The organism is Legionella sp. 227 (genome assembly GCF_043161935.1).
Taxonomy (GTDB): domain Bacteria; phylum Pseudomonadota; class Gammaproteobacteria; order Legionellales; family Legionellaceae; genus Legionella; species Legionella sheltonii.
Genome location: NZ_CP171154.1, coordinates 3,034,753 through 3,055,277, shown reverse-complemented (window position 1 = coordinate 3,055,277; position 20,525 = coordinate 3,034,753). Strand labels below are relative to the sequence as shown.

Here is a 20,525-nt window from a genome sequence, read left to right as displayed (position 1 = left end):
CGCAAGATCAAAAGTGAATCGGTCTGACGTTTTCAATAGCCCGCTAAATTTGGAATAAGTGCCACACTATAACTTAGGTTTGGAGAATCATTTTTAAAGGTTCACCTCTCCTATATGAAAAGGTGAACTTAAGAGAAATTAGGAATTAATGTTTCTTATATGCTGGATGTGACTCTTTTAGCACGAAGCTTGCAATAAGCAAACTTGCTAAAAAGCATATGGGCATAACCATTAAAGCGATTTGGTAACTAGAAATACTGTATACATGTACTCCATTAACCAAATGCCATAAGTTTGTATGCTGTAATATGTACCCTACTAGAGGCTGAAATAAGGCCCCACCTAACACTACTGAAAGATTATTAAAACCTGAAGCAGTACCAACAAGCTCAGGAGGATTATTTTCTTTGACCACAGCAAAACTTACCGTTTGCCCACCTGCTCCTAAACCCAATACAAACAGAATAAATGGCGTCCATCCATAAGATAATCCTGGCAAATACAACAAAACCAATGTCGCAAACAAACCTAAAATGGCACTGATAATAAGCGCGATGCGTCGACTTTGAATACGATCACTGAACCATCCTAATAAAGGGCTCCCCACACCGATTCCAATCCAAATCATACTGCATAGCCCTGAAGCAGCAACCACGCTTATTTGGAATTTTTCTTGTAAATACGGAACACCCCAAAGCGCTGCGAAGACGGCAATGGGAGCCCATATTGTGAACGCATAACCACCTATTATCCAGGTATAACTATGTTTGCACACCGCCATAAGTCTTTTCCATTCATCACGGAGGTAATGCTCAGGAACTGCTTGGCTTTTCTGATGTGGGTAATCTCGGATATACAACCAAAAGAATGCCGCCAGAATAAAGCCAATAATCGAAAGAATAAAGCTTGCATTACGCCAGCCAACACCCTGAATTAGATAAGCTAAAGGCATTTCACCAAACATAGCACCTACGGAACTCATCAATTGGGCGATCCCTGCCAAAATGGCGAAATAATGAGGAGGAAACCAACGTGATAAAAGAACCAACACCCCAATAAAAGAAAATGCTGAGCCAATTCCAATTAAGAATCTTCCGATACATGCAGTGAATACACTGTCAGTTGAAGCAAAAAAAGCAGACCCAAGAGCACATAGGATAATGGCAAAAGTCATTAATTTTCGCGGCCCATATCGATCGAATAACACGCCTGCGGGTATTTGGGTTGGTGCGTAAGCATAAAAATAAAATGCGGAGATAACTCCAAATCCTTGTCCTGTAACCCCAAAAGTTTTCATCATCGATTCAGCCATGACGCTAGGGGCTACCTGCAGAATGAATTCATATAAATAAAATGATGCTGCCAGGAAAAAGATAAAATACGCAGTCACCAGACTTGTACTTACTCCTTGGGGTGTTTTTTCTATATAATTTGCGCTCAACTTAAGGCCACTCCGTTTGAAATTCCTCATTTAAGCTCATACATATTTATTTTGTCAATATGATCTTAATACAGAAAAGGAAGTCAGATGTATTTTACTTAAAGAATTCTCTGTTCTCTTTTCGTCGTCATCCCCAGTACAGCAAAGGATCTCCATGACTGTAGTACAGTGTTAGGAGGGAAAATTCCTCGCTGTACTCGAGATGACGAGAACTTCACAGCATAACATCCAGACTACATGATTCTACTTTTGTTTAGGGTAAATCGCACCCAAAATTGCAGGGGCTTGAGATCCGGTAATCGTAGTTAAATCCACGGGAACGTGATTTATTGTTTGCGCAGCCAGCCAAGCAAACATCATCGCTTCTAAATAATCAGGGCTAATGCCTACCTCTGCTATACTTTTCACACGGGTTTCTGGTAATAATTCAGTAAGCCTATGCAAAAGTGCATGATTGTGGGTGCCCCCACCACACAGATACATTTGCTCTACTTGATTGGGTTCAGTTAAAACTGAATTCGCAATCGTTTGAGCAGTAAATGCAAGTAATGTAGTTTGAATATCTACTGCTTTATATTCTTCCCTTAAATGGTTTTTTAGCCATGATAAGGAAAAGTATTCTTTACCTATGCTCTTTGGTGCTGAAGAGGTAATGAAAGAATCTGACATTAATGCTTCAAAAAGAGGAACAATAATTTCGCCTTGTTGCGCCCATTCTCCACCAGCATCATAATCCTTTCCCTGCTGCTCCATGATCCAAGCATCCATTAAGCAATTCCCAGGACCTACATCCCAACCTTTAGTTGGCTCATTTGCATGAATAAAGGTAATATTGCTTATACCACCTACATTCACTACAGCAATATGATTATTTCTGCCACTAAATAACTGCTGATGATAAAGTGGTGCAAAAGGAGCTCCCTGCCCACCCAGTACCAAATCACGAGTTCTAAAGTCAGCAACAACAGTGATACCAGTTAATGTTGAAATAGTATGAGCACATCCCAACTGTAAAGTATATGGAATAGAACAATTCGTATTATGACACACTGTTTGGCCATGACTTCCTATCGCACAAATATCACTGGCTGATAATTTTGCTTTTTGTAATAATTCATTTACTGTATAGGCAAACTCTCTTCCAATCAATGTATTCAGTTGACAAATAGAGGCCAGACTTAGGTCTAAACCATGGAGCAACTTATCCATGCGTGCTTTCACTTCATCGCTGTACTTATTGGTGATCCCATAAACCAGTGTATTTTTTGATACATCAACCAGCGCCGCATCAATACCATCCATACTTGTTCCAGACATCAAGCCTATGTACAAAGTCATTCTGTAATCCCCAATAGAAAATATTAAAAGCATATAACTGGATACAGCGCTTTGGCATTGCGATTAAATTAAGAAACTTCCCTTCCCCCTCTGAGGAGAGGGGGATTCTTTTCACTTAATGGCAATGCCACTACGCGTACCTAAGCTACATGTTTAGATGCCTATAATTTGAAACAAGTATAAAAGTTATTGGTAGTAATTTCAGCTATTTCATCATATGACATACCGCGGAGCTCAGCGATGGCTTCCGCTACATGTTTTACTAGTGCAGGATGATTTTGTTTTCCGCGATAAGGTACTGGAGCTAAATAAGGTGAGTCCGTTTCAATGAGTATTCGGTCCAAAGGTATTTTTCTTGCTACATCTTGAAGGGCCGTTGCATTTTTAAACGTAACTATTCCTGAAAATGAGATATAAAAATTCAAATCCATGGCTTGATGTGCTATATCCAAACTTTCAGCAAAACAATGCATAACACCACCAATGTGTTGGGCATTTTCTTCTGCCATTAATGCGATTGTATCTTCTGCTGCTTGACGAGTATGAATAATCAATGGTTTTGAAGATTGTAAAGCAGCCTTTATGTGCGCTTTAAATCGGCTACGTTGTATTTCTCGCGCTTCTTCAGTATGAGTTCGATAATAATCTAAGCCTGTTTCACCTATTGCAACACATGCAGGATTTTGTGCCAAATCAAGCAACATCTCTGAGGTAACAGCAACATCCATTTCAGTATTTGGATGCACACCAACCGATATACTAATATCAGTATATTCTGCAGCAAGCTTTTCTAATTGTGGATAATCCTTTAATTCAACGCAAACACATAAAAAATGCTGTACGCCATTTGCTTTTGCTTGTGCCAAGACATTCGCCATATCATTATTAAAATCAGCTAAATCGAGAAAATTCAAATGACAGTGTGAATCAACTAACATGGATGACCTCTTAAAATGTTCGTCAGCCCAACATAAGGAATAGAAAGAAATAGTTCCCCATATTGAATGAACCTAAATTGTATCTGTAAATTGAGAGGATTTTAACATGCCTGCTAAATAGGTCTCTATTTTATTAGACAAATAGCGGCTGTTTTCACCGATAAATTGTACTCCAATTCCCGGTACTTTATTTCCCTGCGCTCCTTTAGGAGTAATCCAGATTACTTTACCTTCAACAACATAGGATTCATCCTCATCCATTAGTTTAATAAATAGCTTAACCTCTGAACCAAATGGGTAGCTTGTTTTAGTACGGATAAATAACCCGCCTCCTTTGACAAAAGGCATATAAGCTGCATAAAGATCTGACTCACTCAGAAACGAACAATTGATTTGTTGTGTTGTATCCATCATAGATCTTCCTTAAATATTCTGGACTTCATAAAAATCAAAACATTACATATTTTAAGAAGCTCTAGATTCACTGTATATTGTTAACAATAAATCTTCCAATGCCAAAGTTTGATTTACATTCATATTATGGCTTAATTTTCGCTGTAATGTATTGATTCTATCAATTTGAGAAAAAATCATTATGGGACTCAATAAAGACATTAAGCAACTCATCTGAGGTAGAATTGGACCTTTATCTGTGGGTGAAATAATTTGCATCATTTGGATTTGTGCATAAACCAAATACAGAAACCAAAGTAATGTTCCTAACTCAAATTGATTCCATTGAGCAGCAACACGGCTTGGATGCTCCTTTTGTTCAATTACTGCAATTAACCCATCTAAAATAAATTCTGATTGTTTCACAATCCTTGCTTGCTCAGATTCCTCTGGATAGTACTCTGCTAATTGCAAATAATTAGTCCCGAATAAATCCTCATATGAGGCAAAACGTATGATCTGACATCTACTTAAGACTGTAGGTAATAAAGTACTTATTTGCTGAGCCAAAAGTAAAAATATGGTCTGTGGGGGAGGTTCTTCTAAAATTTTTAATAATGCATTAGCAGCAGAAAGGTTCATGCGATCAGCGGATTCAATAACAATCAAACGGTATTTGGTGCGTTGGGGTGTCAAATACGCATTATTTTGTAACTCTCTTATCTGATCGACTTTAATTGCCCCACCGTTTTTTTCTGGTTTAACCCATTCCACATCGGGGTGCTCGCCACATGCAACCATTTGACAATCAGAACATGCAAAACAAGGCTCATTCTCATTTTGTTTACAGAAAATCAGCTGGTTGAATTTTTTTACAAAATCGACAAAGGCACAATCAAACGAGCCCACAAACAGCATAGCCTGAGCAATACGCTTATTTATCCATGCCGATTTAATTTGATTCCATTGGGATTGATATTTTACTATTTGATCCGATAACTTGTTAAAACTGCTCATTATTGATGCTCAATAAATACATTTATTGCATTTTGTATTGCCTGTTGCACTTCATGTAGAGGCCTTCGAGCGTCAATCATTACCGCATGAGAGTCCATTTTTACATGATGTGTGTAACTTTCATGGACACGATGAAAGAAATCAATTGATTGTTGTTCAATCCTATCAAATTCCCCTCTTGATTTAACCCGCATCATTCCTTCTTCAGGGCTAATGTCCAAGTATAAAGTCAGATCGGGTTTAAATCCCCTAAGTGCGAAGGAAGATAACTTGTGGATCATCTCTTGATCTAATCTTCGTCCGCCACCTTGATAAGCCATCGTTGAAAGTTCGAATCGGTCAGCAATAACCCAAATTCCTTGCCGCAACGCAGGTTTAATCACTTCCTCAAGAAGCTGAATTCGAGCAGTATAAAGCAATAACAATTCACTGCGATCATCTAAAACATCCCGATATTTAGGATTCTTAATCAGTTCACGCAAAATCTCACCTATTGCTGTACCACCAGGCTCTCGAGTAGTTAAGGTCTGAATTTCTCTTTTTGCCAAAAGTTCTGTAACAGTATTTATTGCGGTAGATTTACCAGCGCCTTCTAATCCTTCAATAACAATTAACTTCCCAGCTAAAGATGACATTAGAGATCCTTGCGTTTATATTGATTAATTGCTTGTTTTTGCTGTTCGTACGTTTCGGAAAATTGGTGTGTTCCATCCCCTTTGGCCACAAAATATAGATAGTTGGAGAGTTGTGGATGAGCTGCTGCATCCAATGCTTCTTTACCGACCATAGCAATAGGTGTTGGCGGCAAACCTCTATAATGATATGAGTTATAGGGGGAATCAATAAGCAAATCATTATGAGAAAGCTTTCCCTTGTAAGCGGCACCCAAACCATAGATCACAGTTGGATCCATCTGCAATGGCATTTTTTTATTTAATCGATTCACCATCACGCCTGAAATTAATTTACGCTCTTGTGGAACAGCTGTTTCTTTTTCAATGATTGAAGCAGCAATAAGCAATTCATAGGGTGTTTTATAAGGTAGATTAGCAGCTCTGTTGGCCCAACTCATATTTAAATAGTTAATTAAATTACGATGGGCATGCTCTAATAAACTCTTACCACTACTTCCACCATGATACTGATAGGTATCCGCAAGCAACAACCCTTCTGCATTGGGATGGTCGTCTTTAATAGAACGCCAGTCTTCCGGACTATAATTCAAATAGGCCGCTTTAGCCAAATCTTGGGAAATTTTTTGCTGTGTGGTACCCGCAATAACTGTAAAATTTTGGGTTAAGACATCCCCTGCTACGATTCGATGTACTAGTTGCATTGCCGTTTCACCCGGTTTAATTTGGTATACACCCGCTTTAAGCTGGGATGATAAACCAGAGAAGCGAATCATCATTAGAAGCGCCGAATCGGAGTGAATTAGATTTTTTTCTTTTAGTATTCTTACAAATTGTGAGGCTGAAGCAGTTCGGTCAAGCGTGATAATAACAGGTGAGCCCTCTTTGGGAATAATGGGTCTTATAATCTGAATATAATTACTAAAAAAGAGAAGAAAACAAGACATAAAAAACAATATTACTATAAAAAATATCAGTTTTTTATGTCTTGAAAATGTCATTTAGACCCGCTTAAATAACAAGCTACCATTTGTTCCACCAAAACCAAGTGAATTACTTAAAACAAAATTGATCGCTCTTTTTTGAGGTGTATAAGGTACATAATTCAAATCACATCCTTCATCAGGATTATCCAAATTAATAGTTGGGGGAGCAATTTGATCCCTGAGTGCTAAAATACTAAATATTGCTTCAACAGCACCAGCAGCACCTAATAAATGACCTGTCATTGATTTTGTAGAACTAACTGCTAGATCATAAGCATGTTGTTTAAAAACACGCTTAATGGCTTTTGTTTCATTCAAATCGTTAAGATAAGTCGATGTACCGTGTGCATTAATGTAATCAACTTGTTCTGGATCAATTCCTGCATCATGAATGGCTGCTTCCATGGCACGAGCTGCACCATCCGCATCATCATCGGGCGCAGTAATATGAAAAGCATCACCAGACATACCAAACCCAACAAGTTCGGCATAAATTTTTGCACCACGAGCTTTAGCGTGCTCATATTCTTCTAGAATAAGCACTCCTGCGCCCTCGCCCATAACAAAGCCATCTCTATCTTTGTCAAAAGGTCTTGATGCCTTTTCAGGCTCATCATTACGTTTAGATAAGGAACGCACAGCAGAGAATCCCGCTAAACACAGTGGGGTTAAGGTCATTTCAGCCCCACCACATACCATAACATCAGCATCACCATAAGTAATCATTCGTCCCGCAAGTCCAATATTATGTGTACCCGTAGTGCATGCGGTAACGACTGAAATATTAGGCCCTTTCAGCTGATGTCTTATTGAAATCTGCCCAGCAACCATATTAATGATTCCTGCTGGAATAAAAAATGGAGAAACCTTTCGAGGTCCACCCGCCATCAATTTATCTTGATTATTGGTAATTGTCTGGATGCCACCAATACCTGCTCCAACGGCGACACCAATACGATTGGCTAAATTCGCGTCAATCTTCAAACCCGAATCCAACATTGCTTCATCAGCTGCAGCAATGCCATATTGGGTAAACACATCCATTTTACGTGCATCTTTAAGCGGAACATAATTCTCAATATTAAAATTCTTAACCTTAGCCCATATCCGTGTGCTGTATTCATTAGCATCAAATTCATCTGCCAAAACAACACCACTTGCACCAGCTAATATATTTTGCCAAGTTTCTTCTACATTAAGCCCGACAGGGGTAATCATACCCATACCAGTAATTACTACACGCCGCTTATTCAATGAAGGCTCCTCGTAAAACAATTCCCATTTCTCTCCCACACATTGGGTAGGAGAGAAAGAGATAAAAGCAAATGCTTATGCTTCTTCTTTATTTAAATTAGATTCAATATAATCAATCGCTTCTTGAATCGTGGTAATTTTTTCAGCCTTCTCATCAGGAATTTCTGTTTCAAATTCTTCTTCAAGAGCCATAACCAATTCCACAGTATCTAAAGAATCAGCACCTAAGTCATCAACAAATGATGCATCGTTCTTTAACTCTTCTTCTTTAACGCCTAGTTGTTCAACAACAATCTTGCGAACACGCTCTTCAACTGTACTCATAACTTGATTTTCCTCTTTCGGTTGATAGAAATTTAAAAAAATTCCAGATTATTAAAATACAACTTCCACTTAACTTTGATTGCTTAAGCACTGAAATTTATAAGCAATCTTAAATACCAAACAACCAAAGTTAAATGGAAGTGGTATAGTTTATTCATTTATACAGATAACGCAAGTGCATTTAATCCATATACATGCCGCCATTGACATGAATTGTTTCACCCGTGATATATTTAGCACTTTCTGATGCTAAAAAAGCTACTGCTTCAGCTATATCTTTAGGATCTCCCAGCTTCCGCATAGGAATTCTTTTTAACATCTCTTCCTTTACCATATCGGGTAAAGCTGCTGTCATGTCTGTATCAATAAACCCAGGCGCAACAACATTAACAGTAATTCCTCGGCTTCCAATTTCTTGGGCTAAGGATTTACTGAAACCAACAATACCGGCTTTTGCTGCAGTATAATTTACTTGGCCTGAATTCCCACTTGAACCGACTACTGAACCTATAGAAATAATTCGTCCCCATCGAGCTCTAAACATGGGTTTTATACAAATTTTAGACATTTTGTATATTGAATTCAAATTTGTTTCGATTACCTTATACCATTCATCATCATCCATACGCAGCAGTAAATTATCTGCAGTTATCCCTGCATTATTCACTAATATCGAAGGAGATTGATTCTTGTCAACCAATTCACCGATTACTTTTTCTATTTGCTCTGAATTTGTAACATCTAGAACGAGCCCCTTTCCGGATAACTTTTCTTTTTCAAAATAGGCATTTATTGATTGAGCACCCTGTTCAGTAGTAGCAGTGCCATAGACAAAAGCACCTTGCTGGGCCAATTTAAGAGCTATTGCCTGACCTATTCCTCGGCTTGCCCCTGTTACCAAGGCAATTTTCCCCTCTAAACTCGTCATTTATTTTCCTCTATAGAAAAAGTTATTTCTTTAGGTTGAACATGTGTCTCACTAAATCAATGTCATTTTAAGTGCTACTCATTCTACATCTCAGCATATCCCTGAAGCACTCAATTCGCTACACTTAGGCTATGCAAATTGCTCTTCAAGTTGTTCTAAACTAATAGTATCGTAAACACTAATTGTATTTAAGCTTCTATCAATTCTTTTAATTAATCCGCTCAACACTTTTCCTGGACCACACTCAAGAACGAGGCCTATGCCACTGTTTTTAAAGAGTTGTATCGTTTCGACCCAACGTACAGGACTGTATAGCTGTTCTTTTAGTTTTTCACGTATATGTTGTGCTGAATGATAAAAACTTAAATCAACATTACTCACAACATCTGTTTTTGGATTTTTAAAATCAATTTTAGCGAGATAATCAGCAAATGATTCAGCAGCTTCAGACAATAAAGGACAATGACATGGAACACTGACTGGGATCACTTTCGCAAGACGTGCGCCTTCTTCCTCGGCTAAGTTCAATATTCTGTTAACTGCTGGAGTATGTCCTGCCACAACAACTTGTCCAATTGCATTATAGTTTGCGGGAGTTACCACTTCATTTTCACGACTGGCCTGCTCACACAGTGCTTTAACTTGCTCATCGGTTAAACCAACGATTGCCGCCATGGCACCTAAGCCTAAAGGGACTGCATTTTGCATTACTTGTCCTCGACGCGCTACTAAACACGCGGCATCAAACAATGATAATGCATCAGCACAAACCAAAGCTGCATATTCACCTAAACTATGACCGGCCATGAGCATTGGTTGAGCGACATCATGTTGCATCAATACCCTATATACGGCAACATCAGCAGTAAGCATTGCGACCTGTGTATGTTCTGTCTGATTTAATTGTTCTTCAGGTCCTTGTTGCACGAGTTTCCATAGATCGTAACCTACCGCTTCAGATGCTTCTGCAAACGTATTGACAACAATAGGATGCTGCAACTCAAAATCAGCTAACATACCTACTGATTGTGAACCTTGCCCAGGAAATACAAATGCTGTTTTTACCATATCAAAAATAGCTCCGAACTAAAAAAAAGAACTCATTAAAATTATTAATAACGAATTACCATAGCTCCCCAAGTCATTCCACCTCCGAAAGACTCAATCAATATTAATTCATCTCTTTTAATCTGATTGGTTCGAATAGAATGATCCAGAGCCAAAGGAATAGATGCAGCCGAAGTATTTCCCTGGCTACCAATAGTAACAATCACTTGTGACATAGGAAGGTCCAGTTTTTTAGCGATGGCTTGTATGATACGCATATTTGCTTGATGAGGAATAAGCCATTGAATATCAGATTTTTTCAAATGACTAATCTCTAAAACTTCATCAACAACATCACCCATAATTTTAACGGCGATTTTAAAAACTTCATTACCACGCATGGTAATCGTAGCACGTTGATTTTCAAATGTAGCATTACTTAAATTTAGTAATTTTTCTGCATCGTAAGAGGCATGTAGCACACTACCCATAATGCCTTGTCTGTCACTAGCACTTAAAACGACTGCTCCGGCACCATCTCCAAATAGGACGCAAGTTGCACGATCGGTCCAATCTACTGCTCTAGACATGCTTTCACTGCCGATAACAAGAATATTTTTAGCCGCACCGGACTCAATATACTGTTTTGCAATATCCATTACATATACAAAGCCACTGCATGCGGCGCCGACATCAAAAGCAGGGATGGGACGTTTAATTTTTAAAGCATGCTGGACATAACAAGCAACCCCCGGAAAAAAATGATCTGGGGTACACGTAGCAACTAATATTAAATCGATTTCATCAGCATCCATACCGGAAGCAATTAATGCTTGTTCAGCAGCTTTGGAAGCCATATATGAGGTAGTTTCATGAGGTTGCGCCACACTACGACTGCTGATTCCAGTTCTGGTGACAATCCACTCATCACTCGTATCAAGTATTGACTCAAGCTCAAGATTTGTAAGTTGCTTTTCAGGAATATAACTTCCAGTACCACGTATTACAGCATTTTTCATAACAGCAATCCCTGATTGATAAAATCATTTATTTGTACACGCACTAAATCAATCACGTTATTTTTAACTTCAAGAACTGCTTGTTCAATAGCATGTTGAAATCCTAATTCATTAGCACCGCCATGGCTTTTTACAACAATGCCATTTAATCCGAGCATACTTGCGCCGTTATAACGAGAAGGATCAAAGCGTTTCTTAAGATGCTTTAATGCTGGTCGTGCGATTAAAGCGGAAAGTTTGGTATACCAGTTCCTGTTAAATGACTCCATGAGTAAACTTACAAAAAACTTTGCAAGGCCTTCGCTCGCTTTTAAAGCAACATTACCCACAAAACCATCGCAGACTACTAAATCAACTTCTCCAGTATAAAAATGATCACCTTCTACATAACCAACGTAGTTCATAACGTCGCACTCTGCAAGCATGTGTGCCGTACGTTTCACTTGATCATTTCCCTTCATTTCTTCCACGCCTATATTCAGTAAGGCAATTTTAGGCTTGGGCTTATTTGCTACCGCTTGAACTAATGCAGATCCCATTACGGCAAATTGAAATAAATGTTCCGCACAGGAATCAACATTTGCCCCCAAATCAATTACCCAAGTCCTACCACGCATGGTCGGTAACTCAGAAATAATTGCGGGTCTATCGATTCCGGGTAAAGTTTTTAAAACATAACGCGCTGTAGCCATAAGAGCGCCAGTATTTCCGGCACTAACACAAGCTTGCGCCATTCCTTCTTTCACCAAATTAATGGCTACACGCATGGAAGAATCTTTTTTATTACGCAAAGCATGTGAAGGCAATTCATCCATAGCCACAACTTCAGAAGCATGGACTATGGAAAATTGATTTGAAGAAGCCACTCCATGCTTTTTTAAAAAAGCATGAATTTTATCATGAACTCCAACAAGAATGAGTTTCAGATCAGGATTATTATTTGCTGCGCGAATACAGGCAGGAATCACAACATTCAAACCATGATCCCCACCCATCGCATCAATTGCAATGGTGATATTATTCAAGAAAATTACTCTTTTTCTTCGTAAACATTATCAGTATCAATAATTTTTTTACCGCGATAATAACCATCTTCAGTCATATGATGACGACGATGTGTTTCGCCAGTAGTTGAATCCACAGAAAGTGTCGGCTTAGTCAAAGCATCGTGTGAACGACGCATGTCACGACGTGAGCGTGATTTTTTATTTTGTTGTACGGCCATTGTATTACTCCTAAACAAATTGCATTCATAAAGCGGGAATATTAGTGTTTATTAGATAAAATTTCAATAAAATTCATTTTTTTCCCACTAAAATTTGGTTTATTTCACTGCTGCAATCATTAATTTCAGGATGAAACTGTGGCGCGTAGAGATGTAACTCATCAATCAGTATATCTTCCAAACTCACTTGCAAATTTTCAGAAACAATACATTCATAATGTTCCAGTATCTGCTCTGCCCTCTCATCATCACGACATACAGCAACTTCAGTCATATTATCGTATGGAAAATTAAATTCGTCTAGACAACGTTGACATTGCGTAGGCAGATCACCCTTAACATGAAGATGAATAAGATAAAAATCTTCTTTTGCTTCAACATGATAAGTCACCTCTAGCTCGCAGGAAGTAGTAATGAAATGAGGTAAACGTTCACTAAGTGTCACGGTCTTAGTTTGTTGTCCTTGTTTAACCATTTCTTGTAAGTGCAGCATTATTGTCGTATCCTAAAGAGTTATTATTTGTATAAGTTCAATTTCAGAATCGTCGCCTGAGCAATAGAATCTCGCTTATTTGCTGTCATCCCGAGCCTAGCGAGGGATGACAGCAACTCCACTCGCTTAGGCTACGATGCTGAAAAAATAGAATATTAAGCGGTATCTCAATTTTATGAAAGCTAAAGTTATAGTTGGAATGTCTGGTGGTGTTGATTCTTCTGTTGCAGCCTGGTTATTACAAGAAGCAGGCTATCAAGTTGAAGGCTTGTTCATGAAGAACTGGGAACAAGATGATAAAGATGGATTCTGTCCTGCAGCACAAGATCTTGCTGATGCCCAAGCAGTATGCAATCAATTGCGTATTCCACTGCATACAGTTAATTTTTCAGAAGAATATTGGCAAAGAGTCTTCACTCATTTTTTAAATGAATATGAAAAAGGAAGAACGCCTAATCCTGACGTATTGTGTAACAAGGAAATCAAATTCAACGCTTTTTTAAATCATGCATTAACCCTCGGAGCAGATTACATTGCCACAGGACACTATGCTAAAAATAAGATAGAAGGTGATATTGGGCTCTTATATAAAGCGAAAGATCGCGATAAAGATCAAACCTATTTTCTTCACGCAGTAAACCCTAAAGCTTTGGCCAAAACTTTATTTCCTATAGGAGATTATACTAAGCCAGAAGTGAGAGAGTTTGCGAAAAAACTTGGCTTAGTAACCCAGGCCAAAAAGGATTCGACAGGGATTTGTTTTATTGGCGAAAAACGATTTAAATCCTTTTTACAGGAATTTATTTTAGCACGACCAGGCGAGATAAAAAGTACGGATGGCAAAGTTTTAGGACAACATGACGGATTAATGTTTTACACTTTAGGCCAACGGCAAGGGCTAGGAATTGGCGGTTTACAAAATTCAGCCGATGAACCTTGGTATGTGGTTGATAAAGAAGTGGCTACAAATACTTTATATGTAGCTCAAGGCAGCCAACACCCCATGCTCTATGCACAAGGCCTGATTTGTGGTCCAATCCATTGGTTAGCTGATTGTGCGGATAATTTACCACTGACCTGTTATGCTAAAACACGATACAGACAGGCAGAGCAAGGGTGTATTATTTCGCCTCAGAATGAAAATCAGCATTATGTAATGTTTTCAAATCCACAAAGAGCAGTTACACCGGGTCAATATGTGGTTTTTTATGATAAAAACCAATGCCTGGGTGGAGCTACTATTGAACAGATTATACGATAATTGCGTTATAATTATATTATGACTTTGGGAGTTAAAATGGCTGCTATTGATATATCCCCTACTACTAGCGATATCCACTTTTCTGTAAGTGCAGCAGACAAGGTGGCTGAACTCATAAAAGAGGAAGATAATTTCAAATTAAATCTACGTGTATCCATTACAGGTGGAGGTTGTTCTGGGTTTCAATATGGATTTAGTTTTGATGAAGACATCAATGAGGATGATACTGTCATTGTTCAACAATGCTCCGATGGCGTGTCTTCAGTAAAACTTTTGGTTGATTCAATGAGCTACCAATATTTGCATGATGCTGAAATTGATTACGTTCAAGGCATACAAGGCGAACAATTTGTTATTCGTAACCCCAATGCAAAAACTACTTGTGGATGCGGTTCATCATTTAGCATTGATGATGAGGATGATTATTAAAATAATTTATAACCACGTCATCCCGCGCTTAGTGAGAGATGACGTGATTAGAAGTAGAAATTAGTAAGGTTTAACAACGACTTTTGTTCCTATTTTAATAAAATGCTTACTGAGCCAGTAAGCATCACTAGGATGCACACGTATGCAACCATGGCTCGCATTATAATTTGGCACTTCATAAGAACCATGCACCGCATAATATTTAGTAAAAAACATACAATAAGGCATTGGTGAGCCGCCTCGCCCTACGGGGTAACGAGATGATTTGCAACCAGCCCCTCCTTTACTCCATACAGTAAAAACACCTATTGGCGTTTTACATCCTCTATGTATGTCTGGACAATATCGTCTACCTCCAGATCCTCTGCCAGTACGTACTACTTTTCCATTTGAGTCAATCGCTTTCCAAGTCAGTGTATTGGGATTGAAAACAAATGTATTCGCTAAAGCAGAAGAAGGATAAAAAAGAAAGATGAACAGCAGAATGAACAAAAAACAAGCTAATGGTGATAAAATAGAACTTTGTTTTTCCATAATAAATTCCTAAGATTTATCCATCGTCACCTTAATTTTAGATTATTTTTTAATCAAAACAAATTAATTTTAAGCAAGATTAAGATATTTGTTCTACTATTTTAATGAAATGATTACAAAAGGTATTCAATCATGACTAAACAATTGCAGGCAGCTTTATACATTTTTTTAGGATGTACCCTTATTTCTTTCACATCAAATGCTGAAGATACATCCAAGAGTACAAGCACGGGTACAACTACGGGCACAGGTACAAGTACAGGCACAACTACAAGTACTAACGGTGCTGCATCCTCTGACAGCTCAATGGAAATATCTAAAGATAGCTGGTTAAAATCAGTCACACCTTTATTGCCCGATCTCATATGCAAAGGATTTGAAAATGATCCCCAGTTGAAAAAACGGCTGGATGACATCAAAATGACCTATGAAAAGTGCATTGCTGCAATTCCAGATAGCGTCAGTAAATGCCAACAACAACTGTATGGCAGTATTCCTGATAAAATCAATAACGACAGTGCAGGTATTTGGGGAAAATCTCTTGGTGAATGTATCGGTAAAGATTTTGCAATAAAGTATCTAATCCCTAAAAGCTAATAAAAAGGCTAAAAAGCCCATAGATGCAAATGAGTTTGACGTCAGCTTAGTCCCGGATTACCATCTCGTGTAATCCGGGCTACACTCAATCAGCTCTCCTCCCAATGATTAACCCCTGATTTCTTATTTAGAAATGCTACAAAATCTTGGTGTAATTCTAGCTCTTTAGTATCTGCGGACAAGACTATTGGGTTTGCTAACTGAAGTGCGGCAATTTCTTGAGTTTTGATCTTGGTTGAGATGGAAGCTTCTTCAACTTCTGCAAATAAACTGGTTTGACCACCGGTCATAGCCAGATAGACGTATGCAAGAATCTCCGCGTCAAGTAAAGCACCATGAAGTTCGCGATTGAAGTGATCTATTCCAAATCGTTTGCATAAAGCATCTAAGCTGTTTCGTTGTCCAGGGTATTTATCGCGTGCTAGCACTAAGGTGTCAATAATAGTGCAAGAATCTTCTAATCTTTTGTTCCATTGAATATGTTTTAATTCCGAATTTAAAAATCCTACGTCGAAAGGTGCATTGTGAATTATTAGTTCAGCACCAACAATAAAATTCCAAAATTCATCCGCTTTTTCTTCAAATAATGGTTTGTCTTGTAAAAATTCATTACTAATTCCATGGACACGAAAAGCACCTTCATCAACCAGACGTTGTGGATTAAGATAAACATGAAAATGTTTCCCTGTTAATTTTCTATCAAATAATTCCACGCAGCCAATTTCAATAACTCGATGCCCCTGCTCATGCCCTATACCTGTAGTTTCAGTATCTAAAACAATCTGTCGCATTACTTACTCACTTAACTCTTCAATTGCTTGATTGGCCAATGCATCAACTAAATCATTTTCTACATGCCCCGAATGCCCTTTTACCCAGTGCCATTTTATTTGATGACGTGACGCCAATTCATCGAGTAATTTCCAAAGATCTGCATTTTTTACAGGCTCTTTTTTAGAGTTACGCCATCCATTGAGTTTCCAATTGGCTAACCATTCGGTCATGCCTTGTCTCAAATATTGAGAATCAGTATATAAATTAACGACACAGGGACGGTTTAAGGCTTCCAAACCTTTAATTGCAGCCATAAGCTCCATACGATTATTGGTAGTATGTGTTTCCCCACCATATAACGTTTTTTCCTGTCCCTTATAACGAAGCAATACTCCCCAACCACCAGGTCCTGGATTTCCTTTACATGCACCATCGGTATAAATTTCAATAGTCACTTTGATTCCTAATCTTGATTCCACAAATGTAAAAATGGAGTGTTAAATTCCTCATTCAGAATTTTTTGTTTGATTATGGAAATATCTGGTGCAAAAAAACGATCTGTATCATAGGCCGCTACATAAGAGCGTAAACGTTGGTGAACATCTTCTAGTAATGCAGATGATTTTAAAGGTTTATAAAATTCAACTCCTTGGGCAGCCGCTAATAATTCGATGGCTAAAATAGTTGCCGTATTGTCATTCATATCATGCAACCTTCGTGCAGCACTGGTTGCCATAGAAACATGATCTTCTTGGTTCGCAGAAGTAGGAAGGCTATCCACTGAGTGAGGATGTGCAAGCGCCTTGTTTTCACTAGCACAAGCCGCAGCAGTAACATGAGCAATCATAAATCCTGAATTCAATCCACTCTCTTTGATAAGGAAAGCGGGTAAACTACTAAAGTTTTTATCAATTAACAATGCAATACGTCGTTCGGAACTGGCCCCTATTTCAGCAATTGCCAAAGCAAGGTTGTCAGCAGCCATAGCTACAATTTCACCATGAAAATTGCCCCCCGAAATTATTTGTTCTTGCTCACTAAAAACAAGCGGATTATCAGAAATTGCATTCACTTCTACTTGCAAGGTTTCTCTAACAAACCGAATTTGATGCAATATCGCTCCCATAATTTGAGGTTGGCATCTCAATGAATAGGGATCTTGAACACGTGAGCAGTGCAGATGGGCTGCACGGATCTCACTCCCACTTAAAAGCTCACGGTAGCACTTTGCTACATCGTGCTGAGCCTTATAACCTCGAGCCGTTTGTATCCGCTCATCAAAGGGAACATCACTACCATTTGCTGCATCAACAGATAAGGCGCCCGCGATGAGTGCCGTTTCAAACAAATTTTCTGAGACAAACAAGGCAGTTAAAGCAATTGCAGTAGACACTTGCAACCCATTTAGAAGAGCTAGACCTTCTTTTGCTTCCAATTCAACGGGTTTTAAACCCGCAATCTTTAATCCCTCAAGAGCAGGAATAATTTTCCCTTGATAGCGTACTTCACCAACACCGAGTAAGGGTAAAGACATATGTGCTAAAGGTGCTAAATCACCTGAAGCACCTACTGAACCTTTAGAAGGTATGCAAGGATAAACTTTATGGTTATACAATGAAATCAACGCCTCGATCAGCTCCAGACGCACGCCAGAATATCCTTGCGCTAAATTATTTATTTTAAGCAGTAAAATTAATTGAACTATTTCATCAGAAAGTAACTCACCTGTACCACATGCATGGGAAAGCACAATATTGCGTTGTAACTGTTTGAGGTTTTCTTCTGAAATCGTCTGATTCGCTAATGATCCAAAACCTGTATTGATACCATAAACTGTTTTTTTCTCATGAATTACCTTTTTGACCGTTTGCCGTGATGCGTCAATCCGCTCAAATGCCTCTTTAGGGAGAGCACAAGGTAATTGCTGATTTAAAATATGTTTAATCGATTGCAAGTTCAACTGACCAGGTTGAAGACGAAAGGGCTCTTGCATTAACGTATCTCCTTAAAGTAAGTTGGAATTGATTCAAACAGAGCCATACCAACTACTATTTTTTAATATTGTGTCATAAAAAACCACAGGAAAAATCCAATCTAAGCTTCCATAGGTAACCAGAGTGCGTTTTCTTTAGCGCATTTTTTTGCAATTTCATAACCTGCATCAGCATGACGCATGACCCCAGTAGCAGGATCGTTATGGAGTACTCTTGTTAGACGCTGCGCTGCTTTTTCTGTTCCATCTGCAACAATCACCACTCCTGCATGTTGGGAAAATCCCATGCCTACACCACCGCCATGATGAATGCTAACCCACGTTGCGCCACTTGCGCAGTTTAATAAAGCATTGAGTAAAGGCCAATCAGATACAGCATCACTTCCATCCATCATCCCCTCGGTTTCACGATTAGGGCTTGCAACGGAACCTGAATCTAGATGATCACGACCTATTACTATAGGTGCTTTAACAGCGCCTGTGCGAACCATTTCGTTAAAAGCCAAGGCCAGACGAGCGCGATCTTTTAGTCCAACCCAGCAAATGCGTGCGGGTAAGCCCTGAAATGCAATTTTTTTCTTGGCCATATCCAACCAATTATGCAAGTGCTTATTATCTGGGATAAGTCTTTTAACCATTTCATCCGTTGCATAAATATCTTCAGGATCCCCAGATAAAGCAACCCATCTAAAAGGTCCTATTCCTTCACAAAATAAAGGGCGTATGTAAGCAGGTACAAATCCTTCAAATTTAAAAGCATTCTTCTCACCTGCTTCAAAAGCCATTTGTCTTATGTTATTACCATAATCAAAAACAGGAATGCCTCTTTTTTGGAATTCAAGCATCGCATGTACTTGTACTGCCATAGATTCTTTTGCTGCTGCAACAACCTCATCTGGTGCTGATTTTCTTAATTGAGCAGCTTGCTCCAAAGTCCATCCGGCAGGAAGATAACCGTTTAAGGGATCATGGGCACTAGTTTGGTCGGTTACTAAAGCTGGAGAGGCTCCTCGTTGAACCAATTGAGGGAAAATTTCAGCAGCATTTCCCAAAATGGCAACGGAGATCGGCATTTTTTTCTGACATGATTCATTGATCCAGCTTAAGGCTTCTTCTAAATCCGTCGTGTAACGATCCAAGTATCTGGTTTTAATACGTTTTTCTATTCGTGAACGGTCACATTCAACTGCCAAGACACTAGCTCCAGCCATAGTTCCAGCTAAGGTTTGAGCTCCACCCATACCCCCTAACCCACCGGTTAAAATCCAACGCCCTTCTAGATTTCCCGCGTAATGTTTACGCGCTGCAGCAACAAAAGTTTCATAAGTACCCTGAACAATGCCCTGTGAGCCAATATAAATCCAGCTCCCAGCAGTCATCTGTCCGTACATCATTAAACCCTTTTTGTCTAATTCATTAAAATGTTCCCAGGTAGCCCAACGAGGAACTAAATTGGAATTAGCAATAAGTACCCGAGGTGCATCCTCATGAGTTGTAAAAACACCTACAGGCTTTCCCGATTGAATCAATAATGTTTGCTGTTCATTTAAAGTCTTGAGCACTTCTACAATTTTGTTGAAACAGTCCCAATTACGAGCAGCCTTTCCCAAGCCACCATAAACGATTAAAGAATCAGGGTCTTCTGCCACATCTGGATCAAGATTATTGCACAGCATACGAAGTGCTGCCTCAGTAAGCCAATTTTTGGCTTGTAGCTCCTTGCCATGATTTGCTCTAATTATTCGCTTTGTCTTGTATTCTTCCATTAAGAATGCTCCATAATGAACTAAAAATAGAAGCATCATACACCAGACCTATTTCAGCGCATAGATACAATTTCAGTATTAGAAATTTAAAGAACAACTAGGGCCTGTTGCTACTGTGAAATGTCAACACAACCTA

At 38.8% G+C, this 20,525-nt stretch carries 23 protein-coding genes; 3 read left to right on the top strand and 20 right to left on the bottom strand.

Annotation, left to right across the window (positions count from 1 at the left end; translation table 11 throughout):
* Nucleotides 1–145: 145 nt before the first annotated feature.
* The 15 genes from ACF8MK_RS13300 to ACF8MK_RS13230 all read right to left on the bottom strand — a co-directional run bounded on the left by ACF8MK_RS13300 (nucleotide 146) and on the right by ACF8MK_RS13230 (nucleotide 13,035).
* Nucleotides 146–1,471: an MFS transporter gene (locus ACF8MK_RS13300; RefSeq protein WP_392537057.1), complete on the bottom strand. Its 1,326-nt coding sequence runs from the start codon at nucleotides 1,469–1,471 to the stop codon at nucleotides 146–148.
* Between the two features lie 213 nt (nucleotides 1,472–1,684).
* The gene (locus ACF8MK_RS13295) at nucleotides 1,685–2,779 is read right to left on the bottom strand and encodes an anhydro-N-acetylmuramic acid kinase (protein ID WP_392537056.1); all 1,095 of its coding nucleotides are present in this window, start codon (nucleotides 2,777–2,779) and stop codon (nucleotides 1,685–1,687) included.
* Between the two features lie 161 nt (nucleotides 2,780–2,940).
* Nucleotides 2,941–3,717 carry a TatD family hydrolase gene (locus ACF8MK_RS13290; protein ID WP_392537055.1) on the bottom strand — a complete coding sequence of 259 codons (777 nt, stop codon included), beginning with the start codon at nucleotides 3,715–3,717 and terminating at the stop codon, nucleotides 2,941–2,943.
* A gap of 72 nt (nucleotides 3,718–3,789) precedes the next feature.
* Nucleotides 3,790–4,128, bottom strand: coding sequence for a PilZ domain-containing protein (locus ACF8MK_RS13285; RefSeq protein WP_392538967.1), 339 nt, complete (start codon nucleotides 4,126–4,128; stop codon nucleotides 3,790–3,792).
* 54 nt (nucleotides 4,129–4,182) lie between these two features.
* Nucleotides 4,183–5,127, bottom strand: a complete 945-nt coding sequence (locus ACF8MK_RS13280) for a DNA polymerase III subunit (protein ID WP_392537054.1) — start codon at nucleotides 5,125–5,127, stop codon at nucleotides 4,183–4,185.
* A complete protein-coding gene (tmk, locus tag ACF8MK_RS13275; protein WP_392537053.1) occupies nucleotides 5,127–5,762 on the bottom strand; it encodes a dTMP kinase in 636 nt (211 codons plus the stop codon). Before tmk ends, ACF8MK_RS13280 begins: the two co-directional genes overlap by 1 nt.
* A complete protein-coding gene (mltG, locus tag ACF8MK_RS13270) occupies nucleotides 5,762–6,760 on the bottom strand; it encodes an endolytic transglycosylase MltG (protein ID WP_392537052.1) in 999 nt (332 codons plus the stop codon). Before mltG ends, tmk begins: the two co-directional genes overlap by 1 nt.
* Nucleotides 6,761–7,999 carry a beta-ketoacyl-ACP synthase II gene (gene fabF, locus ACF8MK_RS13265; RefSeq protein ID WP_265704093.1) on the bottom strand — a complete coding sequence of 413 codons (1,239 nt, stop codon included), beginning with the start codon at nucleotides 7,997–7,999 and terminating at the stop codon, nucleotides 6,761–6,763.
* A 75-nt stretch (nucleotides 8,000–8,074) separates the two neighbouring features.
* Nucleotides 8,075–8,323 (bottom strand): acyl carrier protein, encoded by a 249-nt coding sequence (acpP, locus tag ACF8MK_RS13260; RefSeq protein WP_003631752.1) that lies wholly within the window; start codon nucleotides 8,321–8,323, stop codon nucleotides 8,075–8,077.
* Nucleotides 8,324–8,504: 181 nt separating this feature from the next.
* Nucleotides 8,505–9,251, bottom strand: coding sequence for a 3-oxoacyl-ACP reductase FabG (gene fabG, locus ACF8MK_RS13255; RefSeq protein ID WP_392537051.1), 747 nt, complete (start codon nucleotides 9,249–9,251; stop codon nucleotides 8,505–8,507).
* 129 nt (nucleotides 9,252–9,380) lie between these two features.
* Nucleotides 9,381–10,319: an ACP S-malonyltransferase gene (gene fabD / locus ACF8MK_RS13250; RefSeq protein ID WP_265704091.1), complete on the bottom strand. Its 939-nt coding sequence runs from the start codon at nucleotides 10,317–10,319 to the stop codon at nucleotides 9,381–9,383.
* 44 nt (nucleotides 10,320–10,363) lie between these two features.
* Nucleotides 10,364–11,317, bottom strand: coding sequence for a beta-ketoacyl-ACP synthase III (locus tag ACF8MK_RS13245; RefSeq protein WP_392537050.1), 954 nt, complete (start codon nucleotides 11,315–11,317; stop codon nucleotides 10,364–10,366).
* Complete coding sequence (plsX, locus tag ACF8MK_RS13240; RefSeq protein ID WP_392537049.1) at nucleotides 11,314–12,342, bottom strand: phosphate acyltransferase PlsX; 1,029 nt, start codon at nucleotides 12,340–12,342, stop codon at nucleotides 11,314–11,316. The genes ACF8MK_RS13245 and plsX overlap by 4 nt, the downstream gene beginning before the upstream one ends.
* Before the next feature lie 5 nt (nucleotides 12,343–12,347).
* Complete coding sequence (rpmF, locus tag ACF8MK_RS13235; RefSeq protein WP_058477475.1) at nucleotides 12,348–12,542, bottom strand: 50S ribosomal protein L32; 195 nt, start codon at nucleotides 12,540–12,542, stop codon at nucleotides 12,348–12,350.
* 73 nt (nucleotides 12,543–12,615) lie between these two features.
* Nucleotides 12,616–13,035, bottom strand: coding sequence for a YceD family protein (locus ACF8MK_RS13230; protein WP_392537048.1), 420 nt, complete (start codon nucleotides 13,033–13,035; stop codon nucleotides 12,616–12,618).
* Between the two features lie 175 nt (nucleotides 13,036–13,210).
* Here ACF8MK_RS13230 and mnmA point away from each other — a divergent pair, with 175 nt between their 5' ends.
* Both mnmA and erpA read left to right on the top strand, forming a co-directional pair.
* On the top strand, nucleotides 13,211–14,296 hold the full coding sequence (gene mnmA / locus ACF8MK_RS13225; protein WP_392537047.1) for a tRNA 2-thiouridine(34) synthase MnmA: 1,086 nt from the start codon (nucleotides 13,211–13,213) through the stop codon (nucleotides 14,294–14,296).
* 36 nt (nucleotides 14,297–14,332) lie between these two features.
* Nucleotides 14,333–14,725: an iron-sulfur cluster insertion protein ErpA gene (erpA, locus tag ACF8MK_RS13220; protein WP_265704086.1), complete on the top strand. Its 393-nt coding sequence runs from the start codon at nucleotides 14,333–14,335 to the stop codon at nucleotides 14,723–14,725.
* Nucleotides 14,726–14,785: 60 nt separating this feature from the next.
* Here erpA and ACF8MK_RS13215 read toward each other — a convergent pair whose 3' ends face one another.
* Nucleotides 14,786–15,259: a L,D-transpeptidase gene (locus ACF8MK_RS13215; protein ID WP_392537046.1), complete on the bottom strand. Its 474-nt coding sequence runs from the start codon at nucleotides 15,257–15,259 to the stop codon at nucleotides 14,786–14,788.
* 132 nt (nucleotides 15,260–15,391) lie between these two features.
* Here ACF8MK_RS13215 and ACF8MK_RS13210 point away from each other — a divergent pair, with 132 nt between their 5' ends.
* Complete coding sequence (locus ACF8MK_RS13210; protein ID WP_392537045.1) at nucleotides 15,392–15,856, top strand: hypothetical protein; 465 nt, start codon at nucleotides 15,392–15,394, stop codon at nucleotides 15,854–15,856.
* A gap of 89 nt (nucleotides 15,857–15,945) precedes the next feature.
* Here the strand turns inward: ACF8MK_RS13210 and dnaQ are convergent, their stop codons facing one another.
* The 4 genes from dnaQ to hutU form a co-directional block, all read right to left on the bottom strand.
* Nucleotides 15,946–16,647: a DNA polymerase III subunit epsilon gene (dnaQ, locus tag ACF8MK_RS13205; protein ID WP_265704083.1), complete on the bottom strand. Its 702-nt coding sequence runs from the start codon at nucleotides 16,645–16,647 to the stop codon at nucleotides 15,946–15,948.
* A 3-nt stretch (nucleotides 16,648–16,650) separates the two neighbouring features.
* The gene (gene rnhA, locus ACF8MK_RS13200) at nucleotides 16,651–17,085 is read right to left on the bottom strand and encodes a ribonuclease HI (RefSeq protein ID WP_265704082.1); all 435 of its coding nucleotides are present in this window, start codon (nucleotides 17,083–17,085) and stop codon (nucleotides 16,651–16,653) included.
* Nucleotides 17,086–17,093: 8 nt separating this feature from the next.
* Entirely contained in the window at nucleotides 17,094–18,623 is a 1,530-nt protein-coding gene (gene hutH, locus ACF8MK_RS13195; protein ID WP_392537044.1) for a histidine ammonia-lyase, read from the bottom strand.
* Nucleotides 18,624–18,724: 101 nt separating this feature from the next.
* The gene (gene hutU, locus ACF8MK_RS13190) at nucleotides 18,725–20,389 is read right to left on the bottom strand and encodes a urocanate hydratase (protein ID WP_392538966.1); all 1,665 of its coding nucleotides are present in this window, start codon (nucleotides 20,387–20,389) and stop codon (nucleotides 18,725–18,727) included.
* Nucleotides 20,390–20,525 lie beyond the last annotated feature (136 nt).

Bases quoted from the DNA above. Each gene is read 5' to 3' on its own strand.
- ACF8MK_RS13300 (WP_392537057.1), bottom strand. From the start codon at position 1,471: ATGAGGAATTTCAAACGGAGTGGCCTTAAGTTGAGCGCAAATTATATA.
- erpA (WP_265704086.1), top strand. From the start codon at position 14,333: ATGGCTGCTATTGATATATCCCCTACTACTAGCGATATCCACTTTTCT.
- ACF8MK_RS13215 (WP_392537046.1), bottom strand. From the start codon at position 15,259: ATGGAAAAACAAAGTTCTATTTTATCACCATTAGCTTGTTTTTTGTTC.
- ACF8MK_RS13245 (WP_392537050.1), bottom strand. From the start codon at position 11,317: ATGAAAAATGCTGTAATACGTGGTACTGGAAGTTATATTCCTGAAAAG.
- ACF8MK_RS13230 (WP_392537048.1), bottom strand. From the start codon at position 13,035: ATGCTGCACTTACAAGAAATGGTTAAACAAGGACAACAAACTAAGACC.
- ACF8MK_RS13290 (WP_392537055.1), bottom strand. From the start codon at position 3,717: ATGTTAGTTGATTCACACTGTCATTTGAATTTTCTCGATTTAGCTGAT.
- fabG (WP_392537051.1), bottom strand. From the start codon at position 9,251: ATGACGAGTTTAGAGGGGAAAATTGCCTTGGTAACAGGGGCAAGCCGA.
- ACF8MK_RS13280 (WP_392537054.1), bottom strand. From the start codon at position 5,127: ATGAGCAGTTTTAACAAGTTATCGGATCAAATAGTAAAATATCAATCC.
- mnmA (WP_392537047.1), top strand. From the start codon at position 13,211: ATGAAAGCTAAAGTTATAGTTGGAATGTCTGGTGGTGTTGATTCTTCT.
- rpmF (WP_058477475.1), bottom strand. From the start codon at position 12,542: ATGGCCGTACAACAAAATAAAAAATCACGCTCACGTCGTGACATGCGT.
- mltG (WP_392537052.1), bottom strand. From the start codon at position 6,760: ATGACATTTTCAAGACATAAAAAACTGATATTTTTTATAGTAATATTG.
- acpP (WP_003631752.1), bottom strand. From the start codon at position 8,323: ATGAGTACAGTTGAAGAGCGTGTTCGCAAGATTGTTGTTGAACAACTA.
- ACF8MK_RS13210 (WP_392537045.1), top strand. From the start codon at position 15,392: ATGACTAAACAATTGCAGGCAGCTTTATACATTTTTTTAGGATGTACC.
- tmk (WP_392537053.1), bottom strand. From the start codon at position 5,762: ATGTCATCTTTAGCTGGGAAGTTAATTGTTATTGAAGGATTAGAAGGC.
- dnaQ (WP_265704083.1), bottom strand. From the start codon at position 16,647: ATGCGACAGATTGTTTTAGATACTGAAACTACAGGTATAGGGCATGAG.
- ACF8MK_RS13285 (WP_392538967.1), bottom strand. From the start codon at position 4,128: ATGGATACAACACAACAAATCAATTGTTCGTTTCTGAGTGAGTCAGAT.
- hutH (WP_392537044.1), bottom strand. From the start codon at position 18,623: ATGCAAGAGCCCTTTCGTCTTCAACCTGGTCAGTTGAACTTGCAATCG.
- ACF8MK_RS13295 (WP_392537056.1), bottom strand. From the start codon at position 2,779: ATGACTTTGTACATAGGCTTGATGTCTGGAACAAGTATGGATGGTATT.
- hutU (WP_392538966.1), bottom strand. From the start codon at position 20,389: ATGGAAGAATACAAGACAAAGCGAATAATTAGAGCAAATCATGGCAAG.
- fabD (WP_265704091.1), bottom strand. From the start codon at position 10,319: ATGGTAAAAACAGCATTTGTATTTCCTGGGCAAGGTTCACAATCAGTA.